Source organism: Niallia circulans (genome assembly GCF_007273535.1).
GTDB classification, from domain to species: Bacteria; Bacillota; Bacilli; order Bacillales; family Cytobacillaceae; genus Niallia; species Niallia circulans_B.
Genome location: NZ_RIBP01000004.1, coordinates 3,711,651 through 3,738,047, shown reverse-complemented (window position 1 = coordinate 3,738,047; position 26,397 = coordinate 3,711,651). Strand labels below are relative to the sequence as shown.

Below are 26,397 nucleotides of genomic sequence, written 5' to 3'. Positions count from 1 at the left end.
TTTACATGCAATGCTCCTTTTTACTATGCGGTAATGCCTTATAAACATTTATTGACATTCCTTTTTCGCTAATATAGTCTTAATATTAAAAAAATATTTTGTTTCAGTGGAGAAGGGATGAGGAGCATTGTCAACTAGACCTGTAATAGGGATAACAGGTGCATATGTATTTCATAATAAATTTATGGATGGTACATATGTTCATCACGATTACCAAAAGGCTATATATGCAAATGGTGGGCTGCCGGTTATTTTGCCTTATGTGAGCGAGGAGCTGGCAGAAGATATGGTGGACCATTGTGATGCGATACTGTTAAGCGGCGGGGAGGATGTTGATCCGCAGTTTTATGGACAAGATCCACATCAAAAATTAGGCAGTACAATTCCGCTTCGGGATACTGTTGAATTAGCTATTCTAAAGGTTGCCATGGAGAAGCAAAAACCAATTTTAGCTATTTGCCGAGGTGTGCAAATATTAAATGTTGCTTTAGGCGGTACCTTGTTTCAAGACATTCCAAGCCAAGTTCGTGAAAGTATTCAGCATACCCAAACAGTGGACAGAAGCAGGGATACCCATTGGGCGACAATTGATAAAAACAGCCGCATTTATGAAATATTAGGTGTAGAGAAGGAAAGAGTTAACAGCCTTCATCATCAGGCAATTGACGGGCTGGCAGAGGAGCTGAAAGCTGTTGCCAAAAGCTCTGACGGCATTATTGAAGCTGTTGAGCATAAAAGCTATCCAGCATTTTTGCTTGGAATTCAGTGGCATCCAGAGTCTATGGCTGCCACTTCAGAAAGAATGAACGAGATTTTTGCTCAGTTTGTCGCGGCAGCAAAATAAATGGTAAGGGCAGGTTAAGGCCAGCCCTCTTTTTTTTATACAAAGAGGAAGTAAATTTTTCGTTTTTATAGTGAACATATGCAAAAAGTGCTAGTATGTATAGTAGTAGGAACTTCTGCTATTTTGTGTTTCAGGCAAGCACGTGATGTTTTTTTATATATTGAAATGATTGTAAACCCACAGCGATTGAAAAGAATAAACTGGGGTGAAAGAAATGTTAGAGAACCGCACAGGAAACTTATTGAAGCAGCTTATGGCTGCCGAAGACCTTATAACAAGCGAACAATTATCAAAAGTGCTTCATGTTACTTCAAGAACTGTCCGAAATGATATGAAGGAACTTGAGTCATTGCTTGCTGCTAACGGAGCGAAAATAAAGTCTGTCAGAGGTCAAGGTTATCAATTAATGATCGAAAGCGATCAGCTTTTCCGAAATTTTCTAAAAGAAAGCTTCCATGAAGGAAAAGACGAGATCATACCGACACTAAAAGGTGGAAGAGTCCATTACATCATTAATCGCCTTTTGCTTACAGATAAAAATTTAAAGCTAGAGGATTTAGCAGATGAATTGTTCATAAGCAAGTCAACCATTCAGAATGATTTAAAAGAAGTGAAAGAGCTTCTCAAAAGCTATGACTTAAAGGTGGAGAAGACAGGGAACTCAGGAATGAGGCTAAAGGGGGAGGAAGTAAACCTCCGTTTTTGTATGTCAGAGTATTTATTTAACAGAAAACTCGACCATACGGAGCTTACCTATGATCCGGCAGCACTCCTGTTAAACGAAGAATTGACGGCAATCCGAACGATTATCCTTGAACAAATCAGGATCGCTGCGATTACGCTGTCAGATATAAGCTTGAATAATCTCGTTGTTCATATTGCGATTGCTTGTAAGCGTATACGAGAGGGAAATTATATTTCGGCCATTCCAAAAGAGACCAATGACATTACGGACGAAAAGGAATATACAGTCTCCAAAAAGATTGTGAAAACAATTGAAAATACTTTACATGTTGAATTCCCTGAAACAGAGGTTGCATATATTGCCATCCATTTGCTTGGCACAAAGCTTCTGAGTCATCATGCTTTGACAGACGGGGAAGTGCTTGATTTCATTGACGAACGAATACTGGGCTTAACAACAAATATTCTAGATGAGGTTGAACATAAAATGAACCTCCAAATAGATAAGGATAAGGAACTTTTCACTGGTTTATCATTGCATTTAAAGCCAGCCATTAACAGATTCCGTTATAAGATGAACTTGAGGAATCCATTGCTTGATGACATTAAATCAAACTATCCGATTCCGTTTGAAGCAGGTGTTGTTACAGCCGGTGTTATTAAAAAGGAGTTAGGCTATGACATTCATGAAAATGAAATTGCCTTCCTAGCTCTGCATTTCGGGGCGGCAATGGAAAGGAAAAAAGTCAGCAGCAAAAAGAAGCGCTGTATGATTGTTTGTGCTTCAGGAGTTGGCAGCGCTAACCTTTTATATTATAAATTAAAATCCCAGTACAGTTCTGAATTAGAAATGATTGGAACGACGGAGCTTTATAAAGTGAAGGAAATTAATTTTAACGAAATTGATCTTATCATAAGTACCATTCCGATTAAAGAAGACATCCAGGTTCCTGTCATTGAGGTAAATACAATTCTTGGTGACAGGGATTTTGCAAAAATTAATGGCGCCTTATATTCAAAAAAGGCTAAAACAAGCGCTTATTCCTCTATCCGCGAAGAATTGGTTTACTTACAAAAACCGTTTGAGACGAAGGAGGAAATCTTTGCTTTTCTTGAAGCAGAGCTTTTGAGTCTTGAACTGATTAATAGTAGCTTCATGGATCATGTAAGAGAGCGGGAGAATGTGTCACCAACATGCTTTGGAAACATGGTTGCCATTCCTCACCCTAACACACCACAGACGGACAAGACCTTCTGGGCCTTTTGTACATTACAAAAGCCGATTGACTGGGGCGGGAAAAGTGTTCAATTTATCTGTCTGTTGAGTGTGCAAAAGAACAGTACAGGTGATTTTCAAGAATTGTATGACGTGCTTGGAGATGTTCTCGACAGCCCGACAATCATTCAGCAGTTGTTAAAATGCAAGAGCTTTTCCGAATTCAAGTCAGTTTTTCCTTCATAAAAATGATGGCTAATGGGGAGGATACTATGAGAATACTTCTATGCTGTGCTGTGGGGATGTCTACAAGCCTGTTAGTGCGCAAAATGAAAAAATACGCTGAATGCAATGCAATTAATTGTACAATTTGGGCAATACCCGCAGAAGCAATTCATCATCATATGGACAAGGCTGATGTCATATTGCTTGGTCCGCAGGTTCGTTTTTTGTTGCGTGATGTAACAAATGCGGCAAGTAAAAAAGGAGTTCCTGTATCGATCATTAACACAGTGGACTATGGTACATTTAATGCCAAAGAAGTATTAGAGCTGGCTCAGAAACTGGTTTCAGATAAAGACAGGAATGAAATAATTTCGGACAAAAGTAAACAATAAAGAAGATGTAAAAATCATGAATAGTTTTCAATCTTTATCAAAAGATAGAAGAAGTACGGAAAAGAAAAGAAAAAAAGTTAGTATTCACTATCAAAATCAGCTAAAATAGAAAGGTAACACATATTTTATTTGGAGGTATTTTACCATGAGCGAAAAAACTTTTACTATTATTGATGAAACTGGAATACATGCTAGACCTGCTACTTTATTAGTAAGCACTGCAAGCAAATTCAAATCAGACATGCAAATTGCTTATAAAGGCAAATCTGTAAACTTGAAATCCATCATGGGCGTTATGTCACTTGGTGTACCAAAAGGTGGAGAAATCACTATTTCTGCAACTGGTGAAGACGAAACAGAAGCTGTTGATGGTTTAGAAGCAGTTCTTAAAAAAGAAGGCCTAGTAGGCTAATCGCAACAAATACATAAAAACCCCCTTATAAAAAGGGGGTTTTTAATTTTAAAGGTTTTATTATCTAAATATTCGGAGTTTCCTGCAAAATTATAAAGGGAGGGAAAAGCGAATGGTTGTTAAGGCTGAAGGTATTGGATTGAAACGGAACGGTAAATGGATTTTAAAGGACATTGATTGGGAAATTAAAAGGGGAGAGCATTGGGTTCTTTATGGCTTAAACGGAGCAGGGAAAACCGCTTTGCTAAATATGATCTGTGCCTATTATCATCCAACAGTAGGAAAAATGACCGTCCTTGACAAGGAATTTGGCAAGGCGGAGCTTGGTGCATCTTTACGCAAAAAAATTGGTCTTGTTTCAAGCAGACTTCAGCAAAATCTCTATGTAGCAGACAGCGCATATGAAATTATTCTGAGCGGTGCGTTTGCCAGTATTGGTTTGTATGAAACACCGACAGATGTGATGAGAGAAAAAGCGCTCCATCTTATGAAGCAGCTTGGCTGTTATTCCTATGCAGACAGACCATATTCAAGCTTGTCACAAGGAGAAAAACAGCGGGTTTTAATAGCGAGAGCTTTAATGCTCAATCCAGAGCTTGTTATACTTGATGAACCGGCAACAGGTCTTGACTTTTTAGCGAGAGAGCAATTGCTTGAGACCATTATGCAGCTTGCCCAAATGGAAAGTTGTCCGACCATTATTTATGTAACACATCATATGGAGGAAATTCTTCCGGTATTTTCGTCTACGTTGTTGTTAAGAGATGGAGAGGTTTTTGCCAAGGGCAAAACTGAGGATATATTGACAAGTAATTGCTTAACTGAATACTTCTCGTTCCCGGTAGCGGTGATTTGGAGCAATGAACGACCGCTTTTAGCTAAACAAGCACAGCAAGAGACATTAAGATAAGCAGAAGAAACAAGGGCTGGTCCATACTTGGTGGACCAGCTTGTTTCCAGTTGGTAGGCTAATCCCAATCCTCATAAACGATCACACCGCCAGTGAGGTCGAGCGTATTTCTGTCTCCTTTATATAAGAGCTTTCCGTTTTCCTCGACAATAAGATTTTCATAAGTAAATACTTTTTTGCCAGTTGGAAGTGTAATGACTACTTTGTCTCCTAAATTTTGATCATTTGGCTTATCAGCAAAGAAATACTCTGTGAAGAAATAACCGCCAATAAAAAGAAGAAGTAAGGCACAGCAGCAAATAATGTAAACTGATTTTTTCCCCTTCTTATGATCCTGGTTTGCATGTTTTTCTGATCGACTCATCTTATCCTCCATACTTGCGTTCTTCAAAAGTTACGTAAAGAAAATACTAATTAACTGCTTATTAGTAAAATATGAGAATTTTTTCAAAAAGATGATTAATAATCAATAAAATATGAAGATAGTAAACAACAATAATAAGAATGATGAAAAAAATCGCTAAATACTGAAACTATCTTGCTGTACATTCGTATATAAACTAACAAAGCTAATTATAGGCAGGTGATGATTAAAGAAGGCAATTCATGCAAGCAAATTTTAAAGAAAGTGAATGATGCTTATGGAATTATTCGGATTTTCGTTGCCGTCCATTTATCTTGCACTTTTAGTAATTTCAGGCATACTCATTTTATTCTCCATCTTTTTCTCCGATATTTTGCATACAGATATCGGTATCCTTAATCCCACAGTAATGCTTTCTTTTTTAACAATATTATCTGCATGCGGATATTTATTAGAACGCTATAGTGGCTTGAACAGCATCGTAATTCTTGTTGTATCAGCACTGGCAGCCTTTATTGCAGCTTTAAGCTTCCATTTTTTTGTATTAATACCATTATCTTCTGCAGAAGAATCGCTGGTTTATAATGAAGAATCGTTAAAGGGAAGAGTTGGAAAGGTTATAACAACCATTCCAATGGATGGATATGGGGAAATAATCATTGAAAGTACAAGTGGGAACATATCAAAAACAGCAGCAAGCTTCTACAATGAAGCAATCGAGTATGGAGTGGAAACAATTGTAATAGAAGTAAAGGACAGCATTGCATACGTAGTACCGTATGAAGGCTAGTTAGAAATATGAAGAATGAAAGACAAAAAGGAGGAATTATATATGCTTGGAATCGGTTTAGAAATTTGGATTATTATCGGAATTGTACTTATTTTATTCATTGCATTAGTAGGTATCTTTATCTCGAAATATAAAACGGCTGGTCCAGATGAAGCATTAATTGTAACTGGAAGCTACCTTGGCTCAAGAAATGTTCATGTAGATGAATCAGGTAATAAAATCAAAATTATCCGCGGTGGAGGTACATTCATTCTGCCGGTATTCCAGCAATCAGAGCCATTAAGCCTGCTGTCAAGCAAGCTTGATGTGTCAACACCTGAGGTTTATACAGAGCAAGGTGTGCCTGTTATGGCAGATGGTACTGCTATCATTAAGATCGGCGGATCAATTGGAGAAATTGCGACAGCTGCAGAACAATTCCTCGGTAAACCTAAGGGAGACAGAGAAAATGAAGCGAGAGAAGTGCTGGAAGGACATCTTCGCTCCATTCTTGGGAGCATGACAGTCGAGGAAATTTATAAGAACAGAGATAAGTTCTCACAGGAAGTACAGCGTGTCGCTTCACAGGATTTAGCGAAGATGGGCTTAATCATCGTTTCCTTTACAATAAAGGATGTCAGGGATAAGAATGGTTACTTGGATTCCCTTGGTAAGCCAAGAATTGCTCAAGTAAAAAGAGACGCCGATATTGCAACAGCTGAGGCAGATAAAGAAACAAGAATAAAAAGGGCTGAAGCAGATAAGGATGCGAAAAAGGCAGAACTGGAGCGCGCTACTGAAATAGCGGAAGCAGAAAAAGAAAACCAGATGAAAATGGCTGATTTTAGAAGGGATCAGGATATCGCAAAAGCGCGTGCCGACCAGGCATATGACTTAGAAACAGCGCGATCTAAACAAGATGTTACAGAGCAGGAAATGCAGATTCGAATTATTGAAAGACAAAAGCAGATTGAATTGGAAGAAAAAGAGATCTTAAGAAGAGAGAAGCAATATGATTCTGAAGTGAAAAAGAAAGCCGATGCAGATCGTTATGCGGTTGAACAGTCAGCAGAAGCAAACAAACGCAGACAGATGGCCGAAGCCGATGCAAACCAGTATCGCATTGAGTCCCAAGCAAAAGCGGAAGCAGAGAAGGTTCGTGTCGATGGTTTGGCGAAAGCGGAAGCAGACAAGGCAAAAGGGGAAACAGAAGCAGAAATTATTCGCTTGAAAGGTTTAGCAGAAGCAGAGGCGAAAAGGAAAATTGCAGAGGCTTACGATATGTACGGTCAGGCTGCTATTCTGGATATGGTGTTGGAGATGCTTCCTGAATATGCTAAGCAAATTGCCAGCCCGCTTGGTAATATTGATAAAATTACGGTTGTGGATACAGGTGGTAATGGCAGCTCTGGTGCCAACAAAGTATCAGGATATGCGACAGACTTAATGGCAACGATGCAGGAATCACTCAAAGCATCTGCTGGAATTGACGTGAAGGAGCTTCTTGAAAATCTGTCTGGAAAGAACAGAGAGGTAATCCGCACAGAAGCTGACGAATAATAACAATATATATTAGTCATAAACAACCCCAAGCTATTTATCGTGATATACACGCATAATAGCTTGGGGTCTTTATTAGCTGATTTTCCTTTAGGGTGATGTAATAGAGTCTCAGCAGTATGTAAAGGCGCAAGACTGCTTTATTGTTATTACTGTTTAGCCTTATTTATAACGTCCTAGTCAAATAAGTATATAAAAAAGCAGCAATTCTTTTTTACTCTACAGACAAGCTAAAAAGGGTATCCCAATGCGGGATACCCTTCATTTGTATTACTGTTCTTTTAAGTCTTCGATTGAATCGATATCCATATAGCTAGGAACAACAAGACCAAGCTTAGTTCCTTCAAGGTTTGCACCTAAATCTTCAAATTTGCCTTCATATTTAGTCGCATAGTCTTCATGGGTAATTGGCAGCCAGCCTGCAACATGTGCATCAAGGCTTCCATCTGCTACTCCAGTCCACATTGGACCAGCTTCTACTTGGCTTAATGTAACGTCATAGCCTAAGTCAGTCAAAACTTTGCCGATTACATTTGTGCTGGCAATTTCACTATCCCAAGCAACATAGCCTAGTTTAATTTTATCGCCATTTACTTTAGAAACGCCTTTTGTCCACTCACTTACTACATCTGCATTATCTTTAACCCATGCAGCAGCTGCATCCTCTGGTTGTGTTCCATCATAAATTTCCATCATCACTTCGCCCATTGCATCTGTATCCCAATGGAAGTTGTCAAGCACTTGATATGCTTCAGGCATATCTTCTTTAAGACCCTTACGTGCGATTGTATGAATATTTTCATCTTCGCCGAATGAACCTTTAGGATCTTCTAAATATTTTAGGTCATATGCATTAAACATCCAATGCGGAGTCCATCCTGTAATGATAATTGGTTCTTCTTTATCATAAGCTTTTTTTAATGTTGCAGTCATTGCTGCACTTGAGCCTTCCACAATGGTCCAGTCAGACAAGTCATAGTCTTCCTTTGCTTTGTTAGCGGCCTTCATAATTCCTGCACCAGGGTCAATTCCAATAATTTCGTGATCTACTTGCTCCCCGATGGAAGCATTCTCGTCTGCTTTTGATCCGCATGCAGCAAGTGCAAACACTAAAGCTGCAGCAAATAGCATGGATATAAACTTTTTCATATGTTTAAATTCCCCCTCTTTTTTTTGTACCAAGGTTTTGCGTAATTCTATCTAGAATGATTGCAACAACTACAATCGCCAAACCAGCTTCAAAGCCGCGTCCGATTTGGATTTGTGTAACTGCACGGTATACGTCAGCACCTAAACCAGGAGCTCCGACCATTGCAGCGATAACTACCATGGATAGTGCAAGCATAATACTTTGGTTAATACCTGCCATAATTGTTGGCATGGCAAGAGGAAGCTGAACCTTCATAAGTCTTTGTGCCGTTGTGCTTCCGAATGACTCGGTTGCTTCCGTAATATCGGCAGGCACCTGTTGGACACCAAGAATCGTTAATCGAATAGTAGGCGGCATAGAGAAAATTACAGAAGCTACTACACCAGGAACGACTCCTATATTAAAGAAGAAGATTGCAGGTATTAAATATACGAATGCTGGCATTGTCTGCATAAAGTCTAATACAGGAACAACGATTTGTTTTACGGTATTTTTTTGAGATGCCCATATTCCTAGTGGGACTCCTATAATAATCGAGATAATAACAGCTGATAATACAAGTGCTAAAGTATCAAGCATTGGATCCCAATAACCAAGATTATCTACAAGGAATAAACCAACTAATGTAAATAAAGCAATTTTTTTATTCGCAAGCTTCCAAGCAATCAATGTTAATAAAATAATAAAGATATAGGAAGGAATAAAAGCAAATACTGCTACTAATGAATCTACTACAACTTCAAGACCTTCACTAATGCCGTCAAATGCTACTTCAAATGTGGAAGTCAGCCAATCAACAAAAGTGTCAATCCAATCTGCAACCGGAAGTTTTGGAAGTAAGTTTTCCATTAGTTCACCACCTCCGTTTTTTGTGTTTCCATAATATCTGTTTGGCTGTTAATATTTTCGTTGTTTCCTGCAAGGGCACCAATAACTGCACCTCTGACAAGCATGCCTTTTAGACGATGATCTCCGTCAACTACTGCAACAGGAATACTTGCTGTCGATACTTTGTCAAAAAGGTCTACAAGCAGCGTATCACCGCTTACTGTCAGTGTTTCATCGAGAATATCATGCAGTGGCTTATTATTCTCAACTGCACTTCTTGCTGCATCTGCTGTTACTGCTCCAAGCAGATTTCTTTTTTTGTTTACGACATAAATGCTTGAAATACCAAGGTCTCTCATCATTTGAAGGGCAACACGTGGGCCTCTGTCTACATTTACAGCCTCTGCACGTTTCATAACGTGATTTGCTGTAAGCACTTTTGACAGATCAACGTCTTCTACAAAGCGCTCAACATAGTCATTAGAAGGATTCATCAGGATTTCCTCTGGTGTACCGACTTGAACAATCGAGCCATCCTTCATCAATGCAATTCGGTCACCAATTCTTAATGCCTCATCTAAATCATGTGTAATAAAGATGATTGTTTTTTCCATGGTTGATTGTAAATCCAAAAGCTCATCTTGCATGTCTTTACGAATTAAAGGGTCAAGTGCACTGAAAGCTTCATCCATTAACAATACGTCTGGATCATTAGCAAGTGCTCTTGCAAGTCCAACACGCTGCTGCATACCACCGCTCAATTGATCAGGATATTGGCTTTCGTAGCCTTCTAATCCGACTAGTTTAAGAGATTCTAAAGCACGTTGTTTGCGTGTAGCTTTATCAATGCCTTGTATCTCTAAACCGAATTCTGTGTTTTCCAAGATTGTACGATGAGGAAGGAGAGCGAATTTTTGGAACACCATGCTAATTTTCTCTCTTCTAACTTTACGTAATTCATCCTTCGACATTTTGACAATGTCCTTGCCATCAATGTAGATTTTTCCAAGTGTTGGATCAATAAGTCTATTCAGCATACGAACAAGTGTTGATTTTCCGCTTCCGGATAATCCCATAATGACAAATATTTCGCCTGCTTTAATTTCAAAACTAGCTTTATTAACCCCGACAGTTGAACCTGTCTTCTTTAGTATTTCGCCTTTAGATTCACCCTTTTGTAGAAGGGAAATGGCTTTTTTACTGTTTTTACCGAAGATTTTTGTCACATCTTCAATTTTTACTTTTACGTTGTTTTCCATTCTTTCACCTCGTTTTTTCGGGAACCGTTCATCATGGCACTCCATAAGTATAGTATTTTTTCACTAATTACCGCAAAGCTTATATTCAGTCAAATTCATCCATTCTGTACGTACAGAAAAAACTGTACGTACTGTAATGTGTGTTTCCTTAAAAATCCTCTTAAATACTGCCAAATGCTATTAAGTTTGATTCTTTACAAATTTTCCAATCGTGATAATCTATAAAGGAATAATATTATAAGAAGCCAACGTAGATGCATTAAAGTGGAGATAGACAGTTATGATAATAAACATCAAGATCTCCGTTTTTCTTCTATATAATGAATGATTAAATTGGATGTGAATATAGCATGGAAGGTAAAGAACAGCTGGAAAGGGCACGGGAAAGAGTAATAGATGTTGTTGCACAGAACATGGATTTGTATGGTGTGACAGATTCAATTGGGCGCTTATATGGAATGCTGATGTTTCAGGAAAATCCTATGACACTCGATGAAATGAAGGAAGAGCTTGGGATGAGCAAAACGAGTATGAGCACCTCTGTCAGAACTTTATTGGAATTGAAGATGGTCGATAAAGTTTGGAAAAAAGGGGTAAGAAAGGACTTATACAAAGCTGAAAGCGACTGGTACCAGAATTTTATTGACTTTTTTGCGATAAAGTGGAGATCTGCTATTTCTGAAAATGTTTTGGAAATGAAAAAGTCACTTGCAGAATTAAATAGCCTTGTTAGTCGGGATGATATTGAGGAAGAACTTAAAGAATTGGCAATTAGTGATATTAATAAATTAAAAAATGCTCTTGATTACTACGATTGGCTTAACAGATTTGTAGACAGTCTTGAATCAAAGGAAATCTTCGAGCTTATACCTTTAAAAAAACCAGAATAACAAACCAAAAGGGTTCTCTTTTCTATAAAGAGGCCTTTTTTTATTGAATGAAGATTTTAGATAAATCAAATCACAATGCGCGGGAGTGTTTCGCCACACCAATCAACAATATTATCTTCCGTCTCTTTTTTTGAGCTAGCTAACCTTTTTCTCTAATAAATATGTTTGTTTTGTGAATTCTGCTTGTACTAGTCAAAAACCTAAAAAATGTGCATTTAACTATCGCACATTATGGGTCATTTGAATAGGATATATAGAATTTAGAAAAGGAGGAGTTAATTATGGGTGAAGTTGGATACGGCGGAGGTTTCGCTTTATTAGTAGTATTGTTCATCTTATTGGTTATCATTGGCGCTTCTTGGGGCTACGGCGGTTACTAAGAGATAAAAACTAAAAATATATAGAAGGAGGAACACTATATGTACGGATATGGTGGTTGTGGTTATCCTAGTTATGGTTATTCTTGCGGAACTGGTTACGGTGGAGGATTTGCTTTAATCGTAGTTTTATTCATTCTGTTAATTATCGTTGGTGCAGCTTGCTTCAAATGGTAAGCTGAAAAGAAAAAGTCTGATTCTTACTATAAGAATCAGGCTTTTTTACTTTTAAGAAAAAAACTTTTAAAAAATTAAAAAAAACTTACGAAAAGAAGTTTAACCGTTAAAAAATACGGGTAAAGAATACTAAAAAAGTTTTTTTGTAATTTTAGAGGGGGAAGATGAGTGTTGGTGAATATGATAAATTAAAAATAGAAAAAATGAAAAAATACCATAAATATATAGCAAATAACCTATTTTCATTTGCCTCTATAGATTACAATAAGATTAGGGTGGAGACATTTTTATACATAATAGGGATATAACTTACTAAGTAACTTACATATTAAAATACATATATTCTATAAAAGAATCGGGGGAAATTATGACTGAAAACATCTCTACCCATTCATCTGAGCAAACTGAACTGATGAATGACTTTTATGTCGTCGGAATTGGTGCATCAGCTGGTGGATTGGAAGCAATTGAGCAATTTTTCGCAAATATGCCTTCTAATACTGGTATGGTGTTTGTCATTGTACAGCATCTTTCATCAAAGTATAAGAGCTTTATGCCTGAATTGCTTGCCAAAAAAACAAATATGAATATTTTGCGGGCGGCAAAGGGAATGCAGTTGGTTCCAAATACAATATACTTAAATCCTCCTAATCAATTTTTGACGATTTCTGAAGGTGTGTTCCAGTTAGAAGAGTATGAGAAGGACAAGCATTATAACTTCCCAATCGATACTTTCCTTATATCCTTAGCACAGGAAAAGAAACAGAAAGCAATCAGCATTATATTTTCCGGTAATGGAACAGATGGGACAGAAGGAGTTCGAATTATTAAAGATAATGGTGGAGTTGTGTTCGTTCAAGAGGAGGATACAGCTAAATTCCATAATATGCCTAAAAGTGTGATTACTTCTGGTGTTGCTGATTATATCGAGGCTCCTTCTGACATCCCAATTATTATGCAGACGATAACAGACCCATCAAGTTTGACTTATAGTGATGAGTCACTTAAGCATATTTTTAATATTTTGCTGAAAAGAACAGGTATTAACTTTTCCTTCTATAAAAAAAGCAGTGTTTTGCGCAGGATTGAGAGAAGGATGAAGGTAATTAAGGAGCCTATGCTGTCATTAGATGCATATCGGGATTACTTGTTCAAGTTCCCAGAGGAAATTGATTTGCTGCATAAGGACTTGCTTATAGGAGTTACTCAATTCTTTCGGGACCCAGAGGCTTTTAAGGAAATTGAGAAGCTGATACCGGATATTGTCGCAAATAAGCTGGAAAATGGCGAAGAAGAGGTTAGAGTGTGGACGGTTGGCTGCTCTACAGGGCAAGAAGCTTACACATTAGCGATTCTTCTTGATCAATACATGGAATCATTAGATGAGGCCATTGATTTTCGGATTTTTGCAACAGATGTAGATAAGGATTCCATTAAAATAGCAAGCCAAGGACTATACGAGAGCGAGCTGTTAAGTGAAGTTCCACCATATATGAAAGAAAGGTATTTTGAACCGGCTGGGGATAAATATCAAGTGAAAAAATCTATCAGAAAAAAAATTGTGTTTGCTCCTCACAATATCTCTAAAGACTCACCGTTTGTTAACATCGATATGATTAGCTGCCGCAATATGATGATATACTTTCAGCCTGAATTGCAGCAGAAAATTCTGTCCCTTTTCCATTTTTCTCTTATTGAAAATGGAATCCTGTTCTTAGGTTCAAGCGAAACAATCGGCAAGCTTTCAGGGCTTTTCGAGCCGATTCACTCAAAATGGAAAATTTTCCGGAACAAGCAAAGTGATAAATGGGATTTAAAGGAGCCTGCTATCCACTCTAAACACAAGGCAAAGGAAATTACCCATTCAGATATTCATGCACCAGCTACCCTATTTGATGCAATGCCAGGCAGAAAGGTAGACTTGCTTTATCAAAAGCTTGTTAATGATTTCATTAATCCTTGTATTATCCTTAATGAGCAGAATGAAGTTGTCCTAACTTCAAAGAAAGCCAATCGTTTCTTATCTGTTCCAATCGGAGAGACAAATTACAGCATTTTTAAAATGGTGCCAGCACATCTTTCTGTTATTATTGGAACAGGCTTGAAGAAGCTTAAGGAAAACGAAGAGGAAATAACATATAAAAACATCCTGTTGGTTATTGATAAAGAGGAAAAATACTTTGATTTAACTATTCGAAGATTTTTGGATAGGGATGCTCTTTCTATCATCTTGTTTCAGGAGGAAGAAGATGATAACAAAATAGGGGTACTTAGTCCCCCTATATATTTTGATCATGATAGTACGATAAGTGAAAGAGTTGTTGATTTAGAGCAGGAATTGTTTTATACCCAACAAAATCTGCAAACAACAATTGAGGAGCTAGAAACATCCAATGAAGAGCTCCAATCTACTAATGAGGAATTAATTGCTTCGAATGAAGAGCTGCAATCTACAAACGAAGAGCTCCAGTCTGTTAACGAGGAATTAATAAATGTTAATAACGAGTATGAAAGTAAGATTACAGAACTGACTGATTTAACAAATGATTTGGACAATCTGTTGATAAACACTAATATTGGAACGATCTTTTTGGACAAAGGCTTTAAAATCAAGCTGTTTACGCCGGAGGTTCAAAAAATTGTCAATGTGCTTGATATGGATATTGGACGTCCGCTTTTCCATATCTCTCATAATTTGGAGTATGGATCTCTTCTCGAGGATGCAAGGGAAGTGCTTAAAACGTCTGCAAAGGTTGAACGGGAAATCCGCAGCTATGATGGCAACTGGTATGGCATGAGGGCAATGCCGTATCGCACGAGTGACAATATAGTTGATGGTGTTGTTATTACTTTTACCGATATAACGGAAATTAAAACCTATAATCAGAAACTTATGCTTACTTCTAGCGTAATTGAGAAAAGTCCAACAAGTATTATTATTACAGATAATGAAGGCAGGATTAATTATACAAATGAACGGTTTAAGCAACAAATAAAGCAGGATTTGGACTGCACAGGACTTCATATTTTAGACGTGTATGAGCAATATTTAAATGCAGAGGAATTCCATGATATTTGGAATACGATCAAGGATGGCGAGGATTGGGAAGGGAATATTACTTACCGACTCGATGATGGTATTGAAAGATGGGAATATGTCAGCTTTCGTGTCATCAAGGACTCGACAGGTAAGCTTGTCAACCTCCTGCGCACATCAGAGGATATAACGGAAAACAAGAAGTCAGAAGCAATGCTCAAAAAATCAGAAATGTTATCTGCTGTTGGTCAGCTTGCAGCAGGAATCGCTCATGAAATTCGTAATCCGCTCACCTCCTTAAAAGGATTTCTGCAGCTGATGATGCAGAGTAATACGTATAATAAGGAATATACAGAGGTAATGTTCTCTGAATTTAACAGGTTAGAGCTTATTATTAGTGAATTTCTTGTATTGGCAAGACCACAAGCAGTTGCATTTAAAGAAATGCAGATCGAAAGAATATTAGAGGATGTCAATGTTCTTCTTAATACACAGGCGATCTTAAAAAATATCAATCTTCAATTAGAATATACAGGGAATCTGCCGGCTGTTTATTGCAATGAAAAAGAGCTGAAGCAGCTGTTCATCAACATGATAAAAAACGCAATGGAAGCGATGGAATCAGAAGGTAATATTCATATTTCTGCTCATATGGAAACAGGTGGATATCTGCTTGTGAAAGTAACAGACCAGGGTAAGGGGATTCCAAAGGATCAGCTGGAAAAAATGGGAGAGCCTTTTTATACAACAAAGGAAAAAGGAACTGGCTTAGGATTGATGATCAGTCAAAAAATCATCGATAACCATAAAGGTACACTGACATTCTTTAGTGAGGTTGGGGTTGGTACAACAGTTGAAATGAGATTTCCTATTAGTTAATGAAAAAAACCCTTAATTTAAAGGGTTTTTTTCATTTCATCAGCTATTGTTTTAATTTCATAGAGCTCGTCATATATCATCTCCAGATACTCACCTTTTCCTCCTTCAATAATGAGTGGGGAAATAATACCGAGCAGGTCAACGACCGTTGAGGTAGACCTCTTAACTTTATCCAGCTTCTTTCTTGTTTCGATATTATTGAGTTTATCAAGGCTTTTCTCATCTCGTGTCGTAGTAGTCGACATTTCTTTAATGTCTTGTCCTGATTGCAGATGCAGCAAGGAGTCTCTTAATTGATTTAATTCATAAGAAATATTGGTATACTGTTGTTCAATACTGTGACACAATACATAAAAAAGCTTATTACTTGAATCGTAAGTATACTGGATGTTAAAGAAGGCCAACCCTTTTGGAGAAGTTGTCATGTTTACTTCGATGGACTTCGTTCCTTCCCTTTCGTTCAAGAAGGCGATGGTTTTTTCACGGCTTTCTTTATCAATAAGCTCAAGAAAATTATCTGCAGGCGCAAAGATTTGGTTGCTTGCTGCTGATCTTGCTAGAATGCAATAGCTGTTGTCAATCTGAAAAAAGGGTACTGGTATGACAGATAAATCTAACATCATCAACTATCGCTCCTTACAGAATGAATCAAGCTATTTGCGTTATTGTATATTTGTAGCCAAGACTTTAATTCCGATTGCTCAGAGATAAATATAGTAGACGGACTGCAGTATTGCCGCAAATCATAATCTTGAATCAGTCTACTTCCAACAATGATTGCAGGTCGTGGCGCAAGTCTCTCAAGCTCTTCGATATACGGACGGAGTGTTGGAATGGAAAAGGACATGGAAAGAGACATGCCAATAACATCAGGCTGCCATTTTCGGGCCATATAAACCGCATGCTCGAGAGGAAGGTTAGGTCCAAGGTTTTTAACTTCCCAGCCATTCTCCTGAAAGGTAGAAGCACACATTTTTAAACCGATTGTATGATGCTCCCCTTCGAGGCAAAATAATAATACTTTCTTTTCCTGGGTATCAGCCTTCTGTATATTCAACATGTAATGAGATAGGATAACTTCACATATACCTGTTGCCAAATGCTCCTCCGCTACACTTATTTCATTCTTCTGCCAAAGCTCTCCGATATATTTCATTGCAGGGGTAATTAATTCGTCGTAAATGAAAGCAGTATTATAGCCTTGATAATCTAATTCTTGAATGATTGCCATGCTTTTTTGGATATTGCCTTCTAATAGGGCTAAGGCAAACTCCTTTGCTGAAACGAAGTGAGTCAATTTTCTTTCACGTCCGATCGTTTTAATCTGTTGGTTTGTTATCATTACTGAGGAAATTGTCGTTAAGATATTACATAAATTATACTATAAAAGTAGAGTCAGTTAATAGAAATTGCTAGAAAGGCAGAGGATTTGAGTATGAATTTATTGGAAAAAGAAAAGATTGTTGAAAAGTTATTTGTGAGATTTTATGAAGAGTATCCTGATTTGGAGCGGTTTGGAGAGAATGGAAAGAAACGGACAAAAGAAGATATAAACTACCATTTTCAGTACATGGAAACAGCGTATTCTCTTCTTAATAAAAAGGTTTTCCATGATTATATTATTTGGCTAAGTGAAGTCTTGGAAACGCGTGGAGTCGGAAGACAGTTACTGTACATAAACCTAGAGTGGATTGCACAAGAGCTTCAGGTTCTTGATGAAACAGAGGAAATTGGCTTCTTTCTGGAGATATTGGCTGAGGGAATGGAGCTCATTAAGAGCAGTAACCAAGGAGAATAACAAAAAACTCCAGTTCTACAACTGGAGTTTTTTTGTATGGTTATAAAGCGAAGAAGGCTTTCGTATTTGCTGAAATTTGCTTATAGCATTGAGCTGTTGTTATTTGCTTTAATTCTGCGATTTTTTCTATCGACTGATGAATTATGGCTGGCGTCGTTTTCATATTTTGGAATGGTCCTTCAAAGGGCCATGGGCCATCCGTTTCTGCCATTATGCGATGTGGTGAATAGTTCTTTGCAATTAACTGAATATCATGCTCGTAATGAATATCTGGTGTAAATGATAGATAGCATCCGTTTCTCATCATGCGCTCCAATGTTGGGCTGCTGCCTTTAAACCAATGAAACTGTGCGGCCATATAGCTGTGCTTTTCCAATAAGTCTAAGGCAAGAGTAGCTTCCTCGTATATACAATGTAAAACGATTGGTTTTTGGAGCTCCTTTGCGAGCAAGATAAATTGCTCGAGTAATTCCAAATATGGCTCTAGCGGATAACTTTTCGGATCCTTGAGCCGCTCATAATGCGGCAATCCAACCTCTCCGATGGCAATCATTTCTGTTTGGTGGTTTCTAATCCAATCGAATAAGTCTGTAAAATAGCTTTCCCCACAGATTGGCTGCTCAGGATGAAAGCCGAATGCAGCGTGAACGGAGGGAAAGGTTCTGCTTAACTGCAAATTACGGATAGAGGAGGCTTTATCCATTGAGACAGTGATTATATGTTCAATTGTTTCATCTGTTTGCATCTTGTGGATTGCTTTGTCTGTATACTGGTCGAGATGGATATGAGCATCAATTATTTTATTCATTTTGCTGTCATTCCCGAAGGCTTAAGCTTATAGTATATTTCTTTTTTCCACTTAAGGAATTCCTCGTTTAGCCAAAGATCATCTGCTCTAGGTCTTGGGAAGGGTACTGTTATTTCCATAAGTGAGTCGTTTGGATTAGAGGGCAGTATATAAATTCGGTCTGATAGATATAGTGCCTCCTCAATATTATGGGTAATAAAAAGGACCGTTCTTTTATCCAAACTCCACAATGACAGCAGCCATTTTTGCATGTCCAGTCTTGTCAGTTCATCAAGTGCGCCGAATGGTTCATCCAAGCAAAGAAGGGGCATTGGGCTCATCAAAGCCCGTACAAAGGAAACACGCTGCTTCATTCCACCAGATAAATCATCGGGATACGCGTACGAATAATCAGCAAGTCCTGCTTTATTGAGCATATCGAGTGCCAGCTGCTTGTCTTTTTTGCCGTTGATTTCTTGGATAAGCAGTACATTTTCCAGTACTGTTCTCCAGGGAAATAAAGAAGGGGCTTGTGGCATATAGCTAATATGGCCCTTTTTCCCCGTGATTTCCTTGTTACTCAAAAGAATAGTTCCTTCATCAGGTGTTAACATTCCACCGATCAGATGGAAAATGGTGCTTTTTCCGCTTCCGGAGGGTCCTAATATAGAAACAAACTCTCCATCATGAATAGTCATATTCAGTTGTTTAAGCACGGTTTTTGTATCATATGACATGCTTACATTATTTAATTCCAATGTACCCAATTATTTCTCCTCCTTGCTACCACGAATACACCATGTCTCAAGCAATTTAATGACAATAAAGAAGATCAGGCTTAGTATCATGATGGCAAATATCGCAACAAAAACACGGTCTGTTCTAAACGAGCGGGAGGCCATTGTCATAAAAACGCCAATTCCTTCTTTCGAACCAAGCCATTCTGAGATGACTGCGCCCATAACACTATATGTTGCAGAAATCTTTAAGCCTGAGAAAATGGAAGGAAGGGCATAGGGCCATTCCAGCTTCCAAAAAACCTGCCGTTTTGTGCTGCCAGACATTTGCATAAAATGCTTAAGCTCAGGTGATGTTTGCCTAAAACCATCGAGACAAGCTACGGTAATTGGGAAGAAGCAAACTAGTGTAATCACAATCAGCTTCGGCAAGATACCAAAGCCAAACCACACGACAAGCAGCGGCGCTAGCACAATTGTAGGTATGTTTTGTGATAAAATCAAAAGCGGATAAACAGACTCTCTAAAGAAAACAATACGATGCAATATAATAGCAATAATCAGCCCGACGGCACTGCCAATTAAAAAACCTGTAACAGACAGCTTTGCAGTTGCGAATGCATGAACAGAAAAGGTATCCCAGCTTAATACCGCTTCATGGAAAATGGCCGAAGGAGAAGGCAGGAGCCAGTCTTCAATCTCAAAATAACGTACAGCTGCTTCCCATAAACAAAATAAAAGAAGGAGAACCAGAACTGGTCTCCAGGTTTTTGCGATAAATGTATTCATTAACGATATTTCCCTGTTAAATCTTCCATCTCTATTCCCGTAGGCTGATAAAGAACTTTAATTTGAGTGATAACATTGCTGGACCCAATTTCGATCATCTTTTTATTCATTGAGCTAATAACGTGAAATAGTTCTTCCATATCTCCCTCCATTGTTGTCTCCAATGGATGGACTTCGTATTTAACACCTGATTCTTCAATGATTTTAATCGCTTCATCGACATATGGGATAACATTTTCCCCGTTTTTTGTTTTTGGAATGATTTGTACACTTATCAATGCGTTTGCCATTATTTATCTCCTCCATCAGGTAAGAATTCATTCGTAAATGCTTTATTTGCTTCAAGCTTGTTCTCAAGGAGCTTGTTGTCATACATCCAGCCTGCATAGTTTTCCCAAACGGACAGCTTTTGCTCGCCCCAGCGAGGTGCATCGTCCTGATATTTAGCTGCAAGCCATTCTTGGCTTTTCTTCACAAGCTCTTCATCTAAATCTGGTGCATTTTTTAGCAGGATGGAAGCTGCATCATCTGGGTTATCGGTTGCGTATTCATAACCTTTTGACGCTGCTTTCAAGAAGGATTTAACTGTTTCAGGGTTATCTGCAATCATTTTTTCATTTGTAGATAAAACAGGTGTGTAATAATCAAGCTTATCACTGTAATCAGTCAGGTAAATCATATTAATTTTTTCTCCGCGTAATTCAGCTTCTACACCTGTCCAGCCATAATATATCCAGGCGAAATCAATGTTTTGCTTCATTGCCGTGAAATAGTCTGCATCACCGATATTGATAATATCGACATCCTTAATATCTGTATTTTCTTGCTTCATTAAAGAAGAGATAACAGAGGATTCTACTTCCGAACCCCAGCCGCCGTATGTTTTGCCAACGAAATCTTTAGGTGATTTAATGTTGTTTTCAACAGGTGAGGCAAATCCTGACGTGTTGTGCTGGATAATTGCTGCGATGGATACAATAGGGACACCTTGGACTCTTGCTTGGGTAATTCCTTCCTGATAGCTTACGCCAAAGTCAGCTTTTCCAGAGGCAACTAACGAATCTGCTCCAGCTTCCCCAGGTGTTATGATATCAACATCAAGTCCTTCGTCGTCAAAATAGCCTTTGTCCTTTGCTACATATAATCCTGTGTGGTTCGTATTGGCTGTCCAGTCAAGAACGACCGTAATCTTTTGCTTTTTGCCATCGCTTTGTTCCTTGTTTTCTTCCTTTGTATTACTGCAGCCTGCAATAAGCAGAACCGCAGCAATCAGCAATAAGATTTTTTTCATAAATACTGCCTCCTGTGATTAGAAAAAAAGCCTAGGAACCTATGTAGTTTTTTGCTTATGTAGTAGGTGTTGACGGCGGTTTCATAGTGCCGGCAACGTTTTTTAAACGAAAAAAAGTTCAAGTCAAAAGAACCTGAACGCTTTAAATACATATGTATGTAAAGAATGTCCGTTTCCTACGCTGGCATTAACCAGATCAGGTTCAAAGGGTTTTTATCTTACGGATAACTCTCAACCAGCAACACTGGTTCCCCTAGTAATTCTTTTTTTCTTAATTTAATTATCTGCTCCATTATAGCAAAAATATTAGGCTTGTCCTATATTTATCAACTTTTATTCAATTTTGTTTGTGATCCTTCCAGTTTTTATAAGTAATCAGCTCCTGGTTGACGGCTTGCAGGACGTATTTTAATACAAGTGCATCATCGACAATACCAAGTCCGAAAATAAAGTCAGGAATAAGATCTATCGGGGATATAAAGTATAAAATTCCAGCAACAATCAGCACCATTGATTTTTTACTAATACTGCGATATGTGCCATCCTGATATGCTCTAACTAAGGAAAACAGCAATTGCAGCTTCTCCCATACTGGGGATAACCCTCTTCTTTTAGAAGACGCTTTTGGAATGGCCTTCTTTAACAGTCCAGCTAATCTTGCAGGCTGTTCAACGAGTGCAGCTGCTTTTTTTTCATGCTTTTGATAGCCTTTTTCTATGTCATTCTTCTTTAAAATGACCATTTTGTCAGCTCCTTTTGATTTGAATAGGAAGTGTTTATCTAAAGTCAGCACCACAACAATAATGTTTGCTTATTTAAAGGCAAGCATTCCTTCAACTATTCCCGATATATAGAAGTGGAAAACGTTTAAGCAATTTCCTTATGCAGTGAATGGTTGGTACAATATAAGGAAAGGAACAACTTGCGGGAGTGTGATTTGTGATGATGCTGACAGAAATAATTAGAAATGCAAAACATCTTGTCATCTTTACTGGTGCAGGGATGTCGACAGAAAGCGGCTTGCCTGATTTTCGTTCTGCAGATAAAGGATTATGGACAACAGAGCAAAAATCTTATCTTTCTAGCACGGATGCGCTTAATAATCATTTAGAGGATTTTATCGCATTTTACAGGGAGAGGGTATTAGGTGTTTCTGAATATAAGCCGAATCAAGGACATTTAATTTTGGCAGACTGGGAAGAGCGAGGACTGTTAAAAGGAATCATCACCCAAAATGTCGATGGTTTTCACACTTCGGCCGGAAACAAAAAGATAGCAGAGCTTCATGGCACATTGCAAAAGCTTCATTGCCAGCAATGCGGAAAAACGTATTCCAGCAGAGAATATTTGCATGGAGTATATAAGTGTGATTGTGGAGGTGCATTGCGGCCGTCTATCGTGTTATTTGGAGAAATGCTGCCAAGTGAGGCGTTTTTACTTGCAGAGGATGCTGCCATACAATCAGATGTATTTATCGTTTTAGGCTCTTCATTGAATGTTTCACCAGCCAATCAGCTGCCGCTGCTCGCAATTGAAACGGGAAGCAAATTAATTATCATTAATAAAGAGCGCACAGAGTATGACCATCTCGCTGATTTAGTTCTTCACGAAAGTATTGGAAAAGTGCTCAATCAAATAGACAAGGAGCTTTCAGCCAATAGATAATTTTTACTGGTAAAAATTATCTATTGGCTGAAGCTAAAGGGATAAGGGAAGGGATTGCAAACTTTTGTGTATCAAGCTATTATTAAGAGATGAGCATAAATGAAAGTGCAAAAAAGAGAGGAAAAAATCATGGCTAAAACATTTCAAGATGAGGTATTGTCCCGACGTACCTTTGCGATTATATCCCATCCGGATGCTGGGAAAACGACGCTTACCGAAAAATTGTTATTATTTGGAGGAGCAATTCGTGATGCTGGAACGGTAAAGGGTAAAAAGACTGGGAAATTTGCTACAAGTGACTGGATGGAAATCGAAAAGCAAAGAGGAATTTCTGTAACATCCAGTGTCATGCAGTTTGATTATAACAATGCGAGAGTAAATATTCTCGACACACCAGGACACCAAGACTTCAGTGAAGATACGTATCGTACATTGACTGCTGTTGACAGTGCCGTAATGATTATCGACTCTGCAAAAGGGATTGAGGAGCAGACGCTTAAGCTGTTTAAAGTTTGTCGTATGAGAGGAATTCCAATCTTCACGTTCATTAACAAGCTGGATCGTCAAGGTAAAGCGCCTCTTGAGCTTCTTGCTGAGTTAGAGGAAGTAATGGGAATTGAGTCATACCCGATGAACTGGCCGATTGGTATGGGTAAAGAATTTTTAGGTATTTACGACCGTTATTATAACCGTATTGAACAATTCCGCGTAGAAGACGGCGAAAAATATATTCCATTGAATGAGGATGGAGAAATTGAAGGAGAACATCCAATTAAAGTGGATTCTCTTTATGATCAGACTCTTGAAGAAATTATGCTGCTGAACGAGGCGGGTAATGAATTCTCTGCGGAAAGAATTAATAATGGTGACCTAACACCAGTATTCTTTGGAAGTGCATTAGGCAACTTTGGAGTACAAACATTCTTGGAAACGTATTTAGATTTCGCACCATCTCCACAGGCAAGAAATTCTACTGGAGGCAAAATCGATCCGTTGTCAGAGGAGTTTTCAGGCTTTATCTTTAAGATTCAAGCAAATATGAACCCTGCACATAGGGATAGAATTGCTTTCTTGCGAATTTGCTCAGGTAAGTTTGACAGAGGAATGACTGTGAATTTACCAAGGACAGGGAAACAAATAAAGCTGGCCCAATCCACGCAGTTTATGGCGGATGACAGAAGTACTGTCAATGAAGCTGTCAGCGGTGATATTATCGGGTTATATGACCCTGGATTTTATCAAATTGGTGACACACTGACTGTGAATAAAAACACGTTCCAATATGAAAAGCTGCCACAATTTACTCCGGAGCTTTTCGTTCGAGTAACTGCGAAAAACGTCATGAAACAAAAGCATTTCCATAAAGGGATACAGCAGCTTGTCCAAGAAGGTGCGATACAGCTTTACAAAACAGTAAAAACAGAGGATTATCTGCTTGGCGCTGTTGGTCAGCTGCAATTCGAAGTATTTGAACACCGCATGAGAAATGAATATAATGTGGATGTGCTTATGGAGCATGTCGGTTCGAAAATTGCCAGATGGACAGTGGAAGAGGAAGTAAATGAAAACTTATCCAGCGGCAGAAGTCTTCTAGTTGAGGACCGTTACGGCAAAAAGGCATTCTTGTTTGAAAACGATTTTGCTTTGCGTTGGTTCCAAGACAAGAATCCTGAAGTTAAACTTTATAATCCGATGGATACGGAAGAAAATTAACAAAAAAACAAGCGATTATCTGATCGCTTGTTTTTTTGTGGTATTAAATGTTAGGTTTTCTTACGTGTGGATAGTGGTTTTAGCCATGCAGACAATTGTTTATTTAATAAATAATGCTAAAAAGATATATCTGGATAATAAAAAATAGAAATCAATGAGAGGGTTTTATAAAGAAAGGTAGAAAAAAGGAGTCAAATAACCAATGTGATTATATTGTTTCGATAGTCTTAATATAAGTGTATCAAGGGAATTTAATGTATTTATATAGTTTATAAGTATTTTAATTTTTAAAAAAATTTAAATTTTCTAAAAAATAATTGTAATCGACAAAGATTTAGGTATAATAAAACCAAGTTGTAATAAAAAGTAACGGACTTGTGTTACATCTTTTGACATGATTGTCATGAGCTAACATGGATATGAATATCATTTTAATTTAGGATAATGTAATTAAAAAACTGAATATTCTCTTAAATTAAATTGGTATTTTTATAAAAAAAATACATAGGGGGAAACAGAATGAAAAAGAATTTATCACTACTTTTTAGCATGCTATTAGTAATTGTATTGGCATTGGCAGGCTGCTCTGGTAATTCAGAGGAGTCAAATACCAGCAGTGGAGAAGACAGTTCAAAATCGACTAGTATGCTAGAAACAATAATTAAGAGAGGAACTTTGAAGGCTGGGGTTAATGATGCACTTCCTGGATTTGGCTACATAGTTTCTGATGGAAAGAACACTGGGTTTGATGTTGACTTTGCTAGAGCGATTGCAGCTGGTGTGTTAGGTGATGCAAATAAGATAGAATTCCGCCCGCTGTCTGCAACAGACCGTTTTACAGCAGTTCAATCTAAAGAAGTGGATGTTCTTATTCGCAATACGACTTGGACGACAAACAGAGATGCTGAGGTTGGTTTAAGCTTTGCTCCGGTCACATTCTATGATGGACAGGGAATTATGGTGCCAAAAGACAGTGGAATTACAACATTAGAAGACTTAGAGGGAAAAACAATTGGAGTGGAAACAGGAACAACAACAGAATTAAATCTTGCCGATCAAATGAAAGCGGCTGGTGTAAGCTATACACCGCAAACTTTTGATAATGCAGATGCAGTTATCGCGGCATACGAGTCTGGCTCTATTGATGCATGGACAACAGATAAATCTGGTTTAGTATCACGCCAATCGATGCTACAAGATCCAGAAGCACATGTCATTCTTGATGCGACACTTTCTAAAGAACCATTAGCACCAGCAGTGCTTGATAATGATGAAAAATGGAAGGATGCTGTTAGCTGGATTGTGTATGCAACTATCCAAGCAGAAGAGTTTGGCATTACATCTGCAAATGTAGATGAATTTTTGGAAAGTGATAATCCTGAAATTCAACGCTTACTTGGTGTTGGCGGCAACAATTTAGGAGAACAGCTTGGCATACCTAATGATTTTGCTTATCAAGTAATCAAGCAAGTTGGTAACTATGGAGAAATTTATGACAGAAACCTTGGACCAACTACTGTATTTAAGCTTGAAAGAGGGCAAAACGCATTATACAGTGATGGCGGATTACAATACTCCATACCATTCCGTTAAAAAAAATTTTATACCATTTAAAGAAGGCCTGCTAATAGTGCTTTTCTAGCA

At 38.0% G+C, this 26,397-nt stretch carries 27 protein-coding genes and 1 riboswitch; of the genes, 15 read left to right on the top strand and 12 right to left on the bottom strand.

The genetic code is table 11. From position 1 onward, the window contains the following. The first annotated feature begins 127 nt into the window (after positions 1-127). The 5 genes from CEQ21_RS26600 to CEQ21_RS26580 all read left to right on the top strand — a co-directional run bounded on the left by CEQ21_RS26600 (position 128) and on the right by CEQ21_RS26580 (position 4,683). Positions 128-844 (top strand): gamma-glutamyl-gamma-aminobutyrate hydrolase family protein, encoded by a 717-nt coding sequence (locus CEQ21_RS26600; RefSeq protein WP_185767130.1) that lies wholly within the window; start codon positions 128-130, stop codon positions 842-844. A 214-nt stretch (positions 845-1,058) separates the two neighbouring features. Next, a complete protein-coding gene (locus tag CEQ21_RS26595; RefSeq protein ID WP_185767129.1) occupies positions 1,059-2,990 on the top strand; it encodes a BglG family transcription antiterminator in 1,932 nt (643 codons plus the stop codon). Between the two features lie 26 nt (positions 2,991-3,016). Further along, a complete protein-coding gene (locus CEQ21_RS26590) occupies positions 3,017-3,361 on the top strand; it encodes a PTS sugar transporter subunit IIB (RefSeq protein WP_185767128.1) in 345 nt (114 codons plus the stop codon). A 145-nt stretch (positions 3,362-3,506) separates the two neighbouring features. Beyond that, positions 3,507-3,773 (top strand): phosphocarrier protein HPr, encoded by a 267-nt coding sequence (locus tag CEQ21_RS26585; RefSeq protein WP_127735148.1) that lies wholly within the window; start codon positions 3,507-3,509, stop codon positions 3,771-3,773. Positions 3,774-3,885: 112 nt separating this feature from the next. Continuing rightward, complete coding sequence (locus tag CEQ21_RS26580; RefSeq protein ID WP_185767127.1) at positions 3,886-4,683, top strand: ABC transporter ATP-binding protein; 798 nt, start codon at positions 3,886-3,888, stop codon at positions 4,681-4,683. Positions 4,684-4,741: 58 nt separating this feature from the next. On the opposite strand, the gene CEQ21_RS26575 is transcribed toward CEQ21_RS26580, so the two are convergent. Beyond that, positions 4,742-5,047, bottom strand: coding sequence for a hypothetical protein (locus CEQ21_RS26575; RefSeq protein ID WP_235907349.1), 306 nt, complete (start codon positions 5,045-5,047; stop codon positions 4,742-4,744). A 277-nt stretch (positions 5,048-5,324) separates the two neighbouring features. Between CEQ21_RS26575 and CEQ21_RS26570 the strand changes: the two genes are divergently transcribed. Together CEQ21_RS26570 and CEQ21_RS26565 are read left to right on the top strand one after the other, a co-directional pair. Continuing rightward, complete coding sequence (locus tag CEQ21_RS26570; protein ID WP_185767125.1) at positions 5,325-5,837, top strand: NfeD family membrane protein; 513 nt, start codon at positions 5,325-5,327, stop codon at positions 5,835-5,837. 42 nt (positions 5,838-5,879) lie between these two features. Then, the gene (locus tag CEQ21_RS26565; RefSeq protein ID WP_328593496.1) at positions 5,880-7,376 is read left to right on the top strand and encodes a flotillin family protein; all 1,497 of its coding nucleotides are present in this window, start codon (positions 5,880-5,882) and stop codon (positions 7,374-7,376) included. Positions 7,377-7,646: 270 nt separating this feature from the next. Here the strand turns inward: CEQ21_RS26565 and CEQ21_RS26560 are convergent, their stop codons facing one another. Genes CEQ21_RS26560 through proV form a run of 3 tightly spaced genes read right to left on the bottom strand, consistent with a single transcriptional unit; the run spans position 7,647 to position 10,613 of the window. Then, entirely contained in the window at positions 7,647-8,525 is an 879-nt protein-coding gene (locus tag CEQ21_RS26560; protein ID WP_185767124.1) for a glycine betaine ABC transporter substrate-binding protein, read from the bottom strand. Between the two features lie 4 nt (positions 8,526-8,529). Beyond that, entirely contained in the window at positions 8,530-9,375 is an 846-nt protein-coding gene (locus CEQ21_RS26555) for an ABC transporter permease (RefSeq protein ID WP_144452268.1), read from the bottom strand. Beyond that, positions 9,375-10,613, bottom strand: a complete 1,239-nt coding sequence (gene proV / locus CEQ21_RS26550; protein ID WP_185767123.1) for a glycine betaine/L-proline ABC transporter ATP-binding protein ProV — start codon at positions 10,611-10,613, stop codon at positions 9,375-9,377. The genes CEQ21_RS26555 and proV overlap by 1 nt, the downstream gene beginning before the upstream one ends. A gap of 350 nt (positions 10,614-10,963) precedes the next feature. On the opposite strand from proV, the gene CEQ21_RS26545 reads away from it, so the two are divergent. The 4 genes from CEQ21_RS26545 (at position 10,964) to CEQ21_RS26530 (ending at position 15,973) form a co-directional block, all read left to right on the top strand. Then, positions 10,964-11,503 carry a GbsR/MarR family transcriptional regulator gene (locus CEQ21_RS26545; RefSeq protein ID WP_185767122.1) on the top strand — a complete coding sequence of 180 codons (540 nt, stop codon included), beginning with the start codon at positions 10,964-10,966 and terminating at the stop codon, positions 11,501-11,503. 281 nt (positions 11,504-11,784) lie between these two features. Beyond that, on the top strand, positions 11,785-11,883 hold the full coding sequence (locus CEQ21_RS26540; RefSeq protein WP_127735120.1) for a YjcZ family sporulation protein: 99 nt from the start codon (positions 11,785-11,787) through the stop codon (positions 11,881-11,883). A gap of 39 nt (positions 11,884-11,922) precedes the next feature. Beyond that, positions 11,923-12,057 carry a YjcZ family sporulation protein gene (locus CEQ21_RS26535; protein ID WP_127735117.1) on the top strand — a complete coding sequence of 45 codons (135 nt, stop codon included), beginning with the start codon at positions 11,923-11,925 and terminating at the stop codon, positions 12,055-12,057. Positions 12,058-12,424: 367 nt separating this feature from the next. Then, a complete protein-coding gene (locus CEQ21_RS26530; RefSeq protein ID WP_185767121.1) occupies positions 12,425-15,973 on the top strand; it encodes a CheR family methyltransferase in 3,549 nt (1,182 codons plus the stop codon). Positions 15,974-15,990: 17 nt separating this feature from the next. On the opposite strand, the gene CEQ21_RS26525 is transcribed toward CEQ21_RS26530, so the two are convergent. After that, positions 15,991-16,596, bottom strand: a complete 606-nt coding sequence (locus CEQ21_RS26525) for a hypothetical protein (protein ID WP_185767120.1) — start codon at positions 16,594-16,596, stop codon at positions 15,991-15,993. Then, positions 16,596-17,315, bottom strand: a complete 720-nt coding sequence (locus CEQ21_RS26520; protein ID WP_185767119.1) for a cobalamin B12-binding domain-containing protein — start codon at positions 17,313-17,315, stop codon at positions 16,596-16,598. Before CEQ21_RS26520 ends, CEQ21_RS26525 begins: the two co-directional genes overlap by 1 nt. 93 nt (positions 17,316-17,408) lie before the next feature. On the opposite strand from CEQ21_RS26520, the gene CEQ21_RS26515 reads away from it, so the two are divergent. Then, positions 17,409-17,771 carry a hypothetical protein gene (locus CEQ21_RS26515; protein ID WP_185767118.1) on the top strand — a complete coding sequence of 121 codons (363 nt, stop codon included), beginning with the start codon at positions 17,409-17,411 and terminating at the stop codon, positions 17,769-17,771. 40 nt (positions 17,772-17,811) lie between these two features. Here CEQ21_RS26515 and CEQ21_RS26510 read toward each other — a convergent pair whose 3' ends face one another. The 6 genes from CEQ21_RS26510 to CEQ21_RS26485 all read right to left on the bottom strand — a co-directional run bounded on the left by CEQ21_RS26510 (position 17,812) and on the right by CEQ21_RS26485 (position 22,117). Continuing rightward, entirely contained in the window at positions 17,812-18,579 is a 768-nt protein-coding gene (locus CEQ21_RS26510) for a TatD family hydrolase (protein WP_185767117.1), read from the bottom strand. Then, positions 18,576-19,325: an ABC transporter ATP-binding protein gene (locus tag CEQ21_RS26505; RefSeq protein WP_185767116.1), complete on the bottom strand. Its 750-nt coding sequence runs from the start codon at positions 19,323-19,325 to the stop codon at positions 18,576-18,578. Before CEQ21_RS26505 ends, CEQ21_RS26510 begins: the two co-directional genes overlap by 4 nt. Continuing rightward, on the bottom strand, positions 19,326-20,084 hold the full coding sequence (locus CEQ21_RS26500; RefSeq protein ID WP_185767115.1) for an ABC transporter permease: 759 nt from the start codon (positions 20,082-20,084) through the stop codon (positions 19,326-19,328). After that, positions 20,084-20,374 (bottom strand): thiamine-binding protein, encoded by a 291-nt coding sequence (locus tag CEQ21_RS26495; RefSeq protein WP_185767114.1) that lies wholly within the window; start codon positions 20,372-20,374, stop codon positions 20,084-20,086. The genes CEQ21_RS26500 and CEQ21_RS26495 overlap by 1 nt, the downstream gene beginning before the upstream one ends. Beyond that, on the bottom strand, positions 20,374-21,375 hold the full coding sequence (locus CEQ21_RS26490; protein ID WP_185767113.1) for an ABC transporter substrate-binding protein: 1,002 nt from the start codon (positions 21,373-21,375) through the stop codon (positions 20,374-20,376). Before CEQ21_RS26490 ends, CEQ21_RS26495 begins: the two co-directional genes overlap by 1 nt. Positions 21,376-21,531: 156 nt before the next feature. Next, positions 21,532-21,640, bottom strand: a riboswitch (TPP riboswitch). A 72-nt stretch (positions 21,641-21,712) separates the two neighbouring features. Beyond that, complete coding sequence (locus CEQ21_RS26485; protein ID WP_185767112.1) at positions 21,713-22,117, bottom strand: YkvA family protein; 405 nt, start codon at positions 22,115-22,117, stop codon at positions 21,713-21,715. A gap of 203 nt (positions 22,118-22,320) precedes the next feature. Here CEQ21_RS26485 and CEQ21_RS26480 point away from each other — a divergent pair, with 203 nt between their 5' ends. The 3 genes from CEQ21_RS26480 to CEQ21_RS26470 all read left to right on the top strand — a co-directional run bounded on the left by CEQ21_RS26480 (position 22,321) and on the right by CEQ21_RS26470 (position 26,346). Beyond that, a complete protein-coding gene (locus tag CEQ21_RS26480; protein ID WP_185767437.1) occupies positions 22,321-23,040 on the top strand; it encodes an NAD-dependent protein deacylase in 720 nt (239 codons plus the stop codon). Between the two features lie 129 nt (positions 23,041-23,169). Further along, entirely contained in the window at positions 23,170-24,753 is a 1,584-nt protein-coding gene (locus CEQ21_RS26475; RefSeq protein WP_185767111.1) for a peptide chain release factor 3, read from the top strand. A gap of 519 nt (positions 24,754-25,272) precedes the next feature. Beyond that, positions 25,273-26,346: an amino acid ABC transporter substrate-binding protein gene (locus CEQ21_RS26470; RefSeq protein WP_185767110.1), complete on the top strand. Its 1,074-nt coding sequence runs from the start codon at positions 25,273-25,275 to the stop codon at positions 26,344-26,346. Positions 26,347-26,397: the final 51 nt, after the last annotated feature.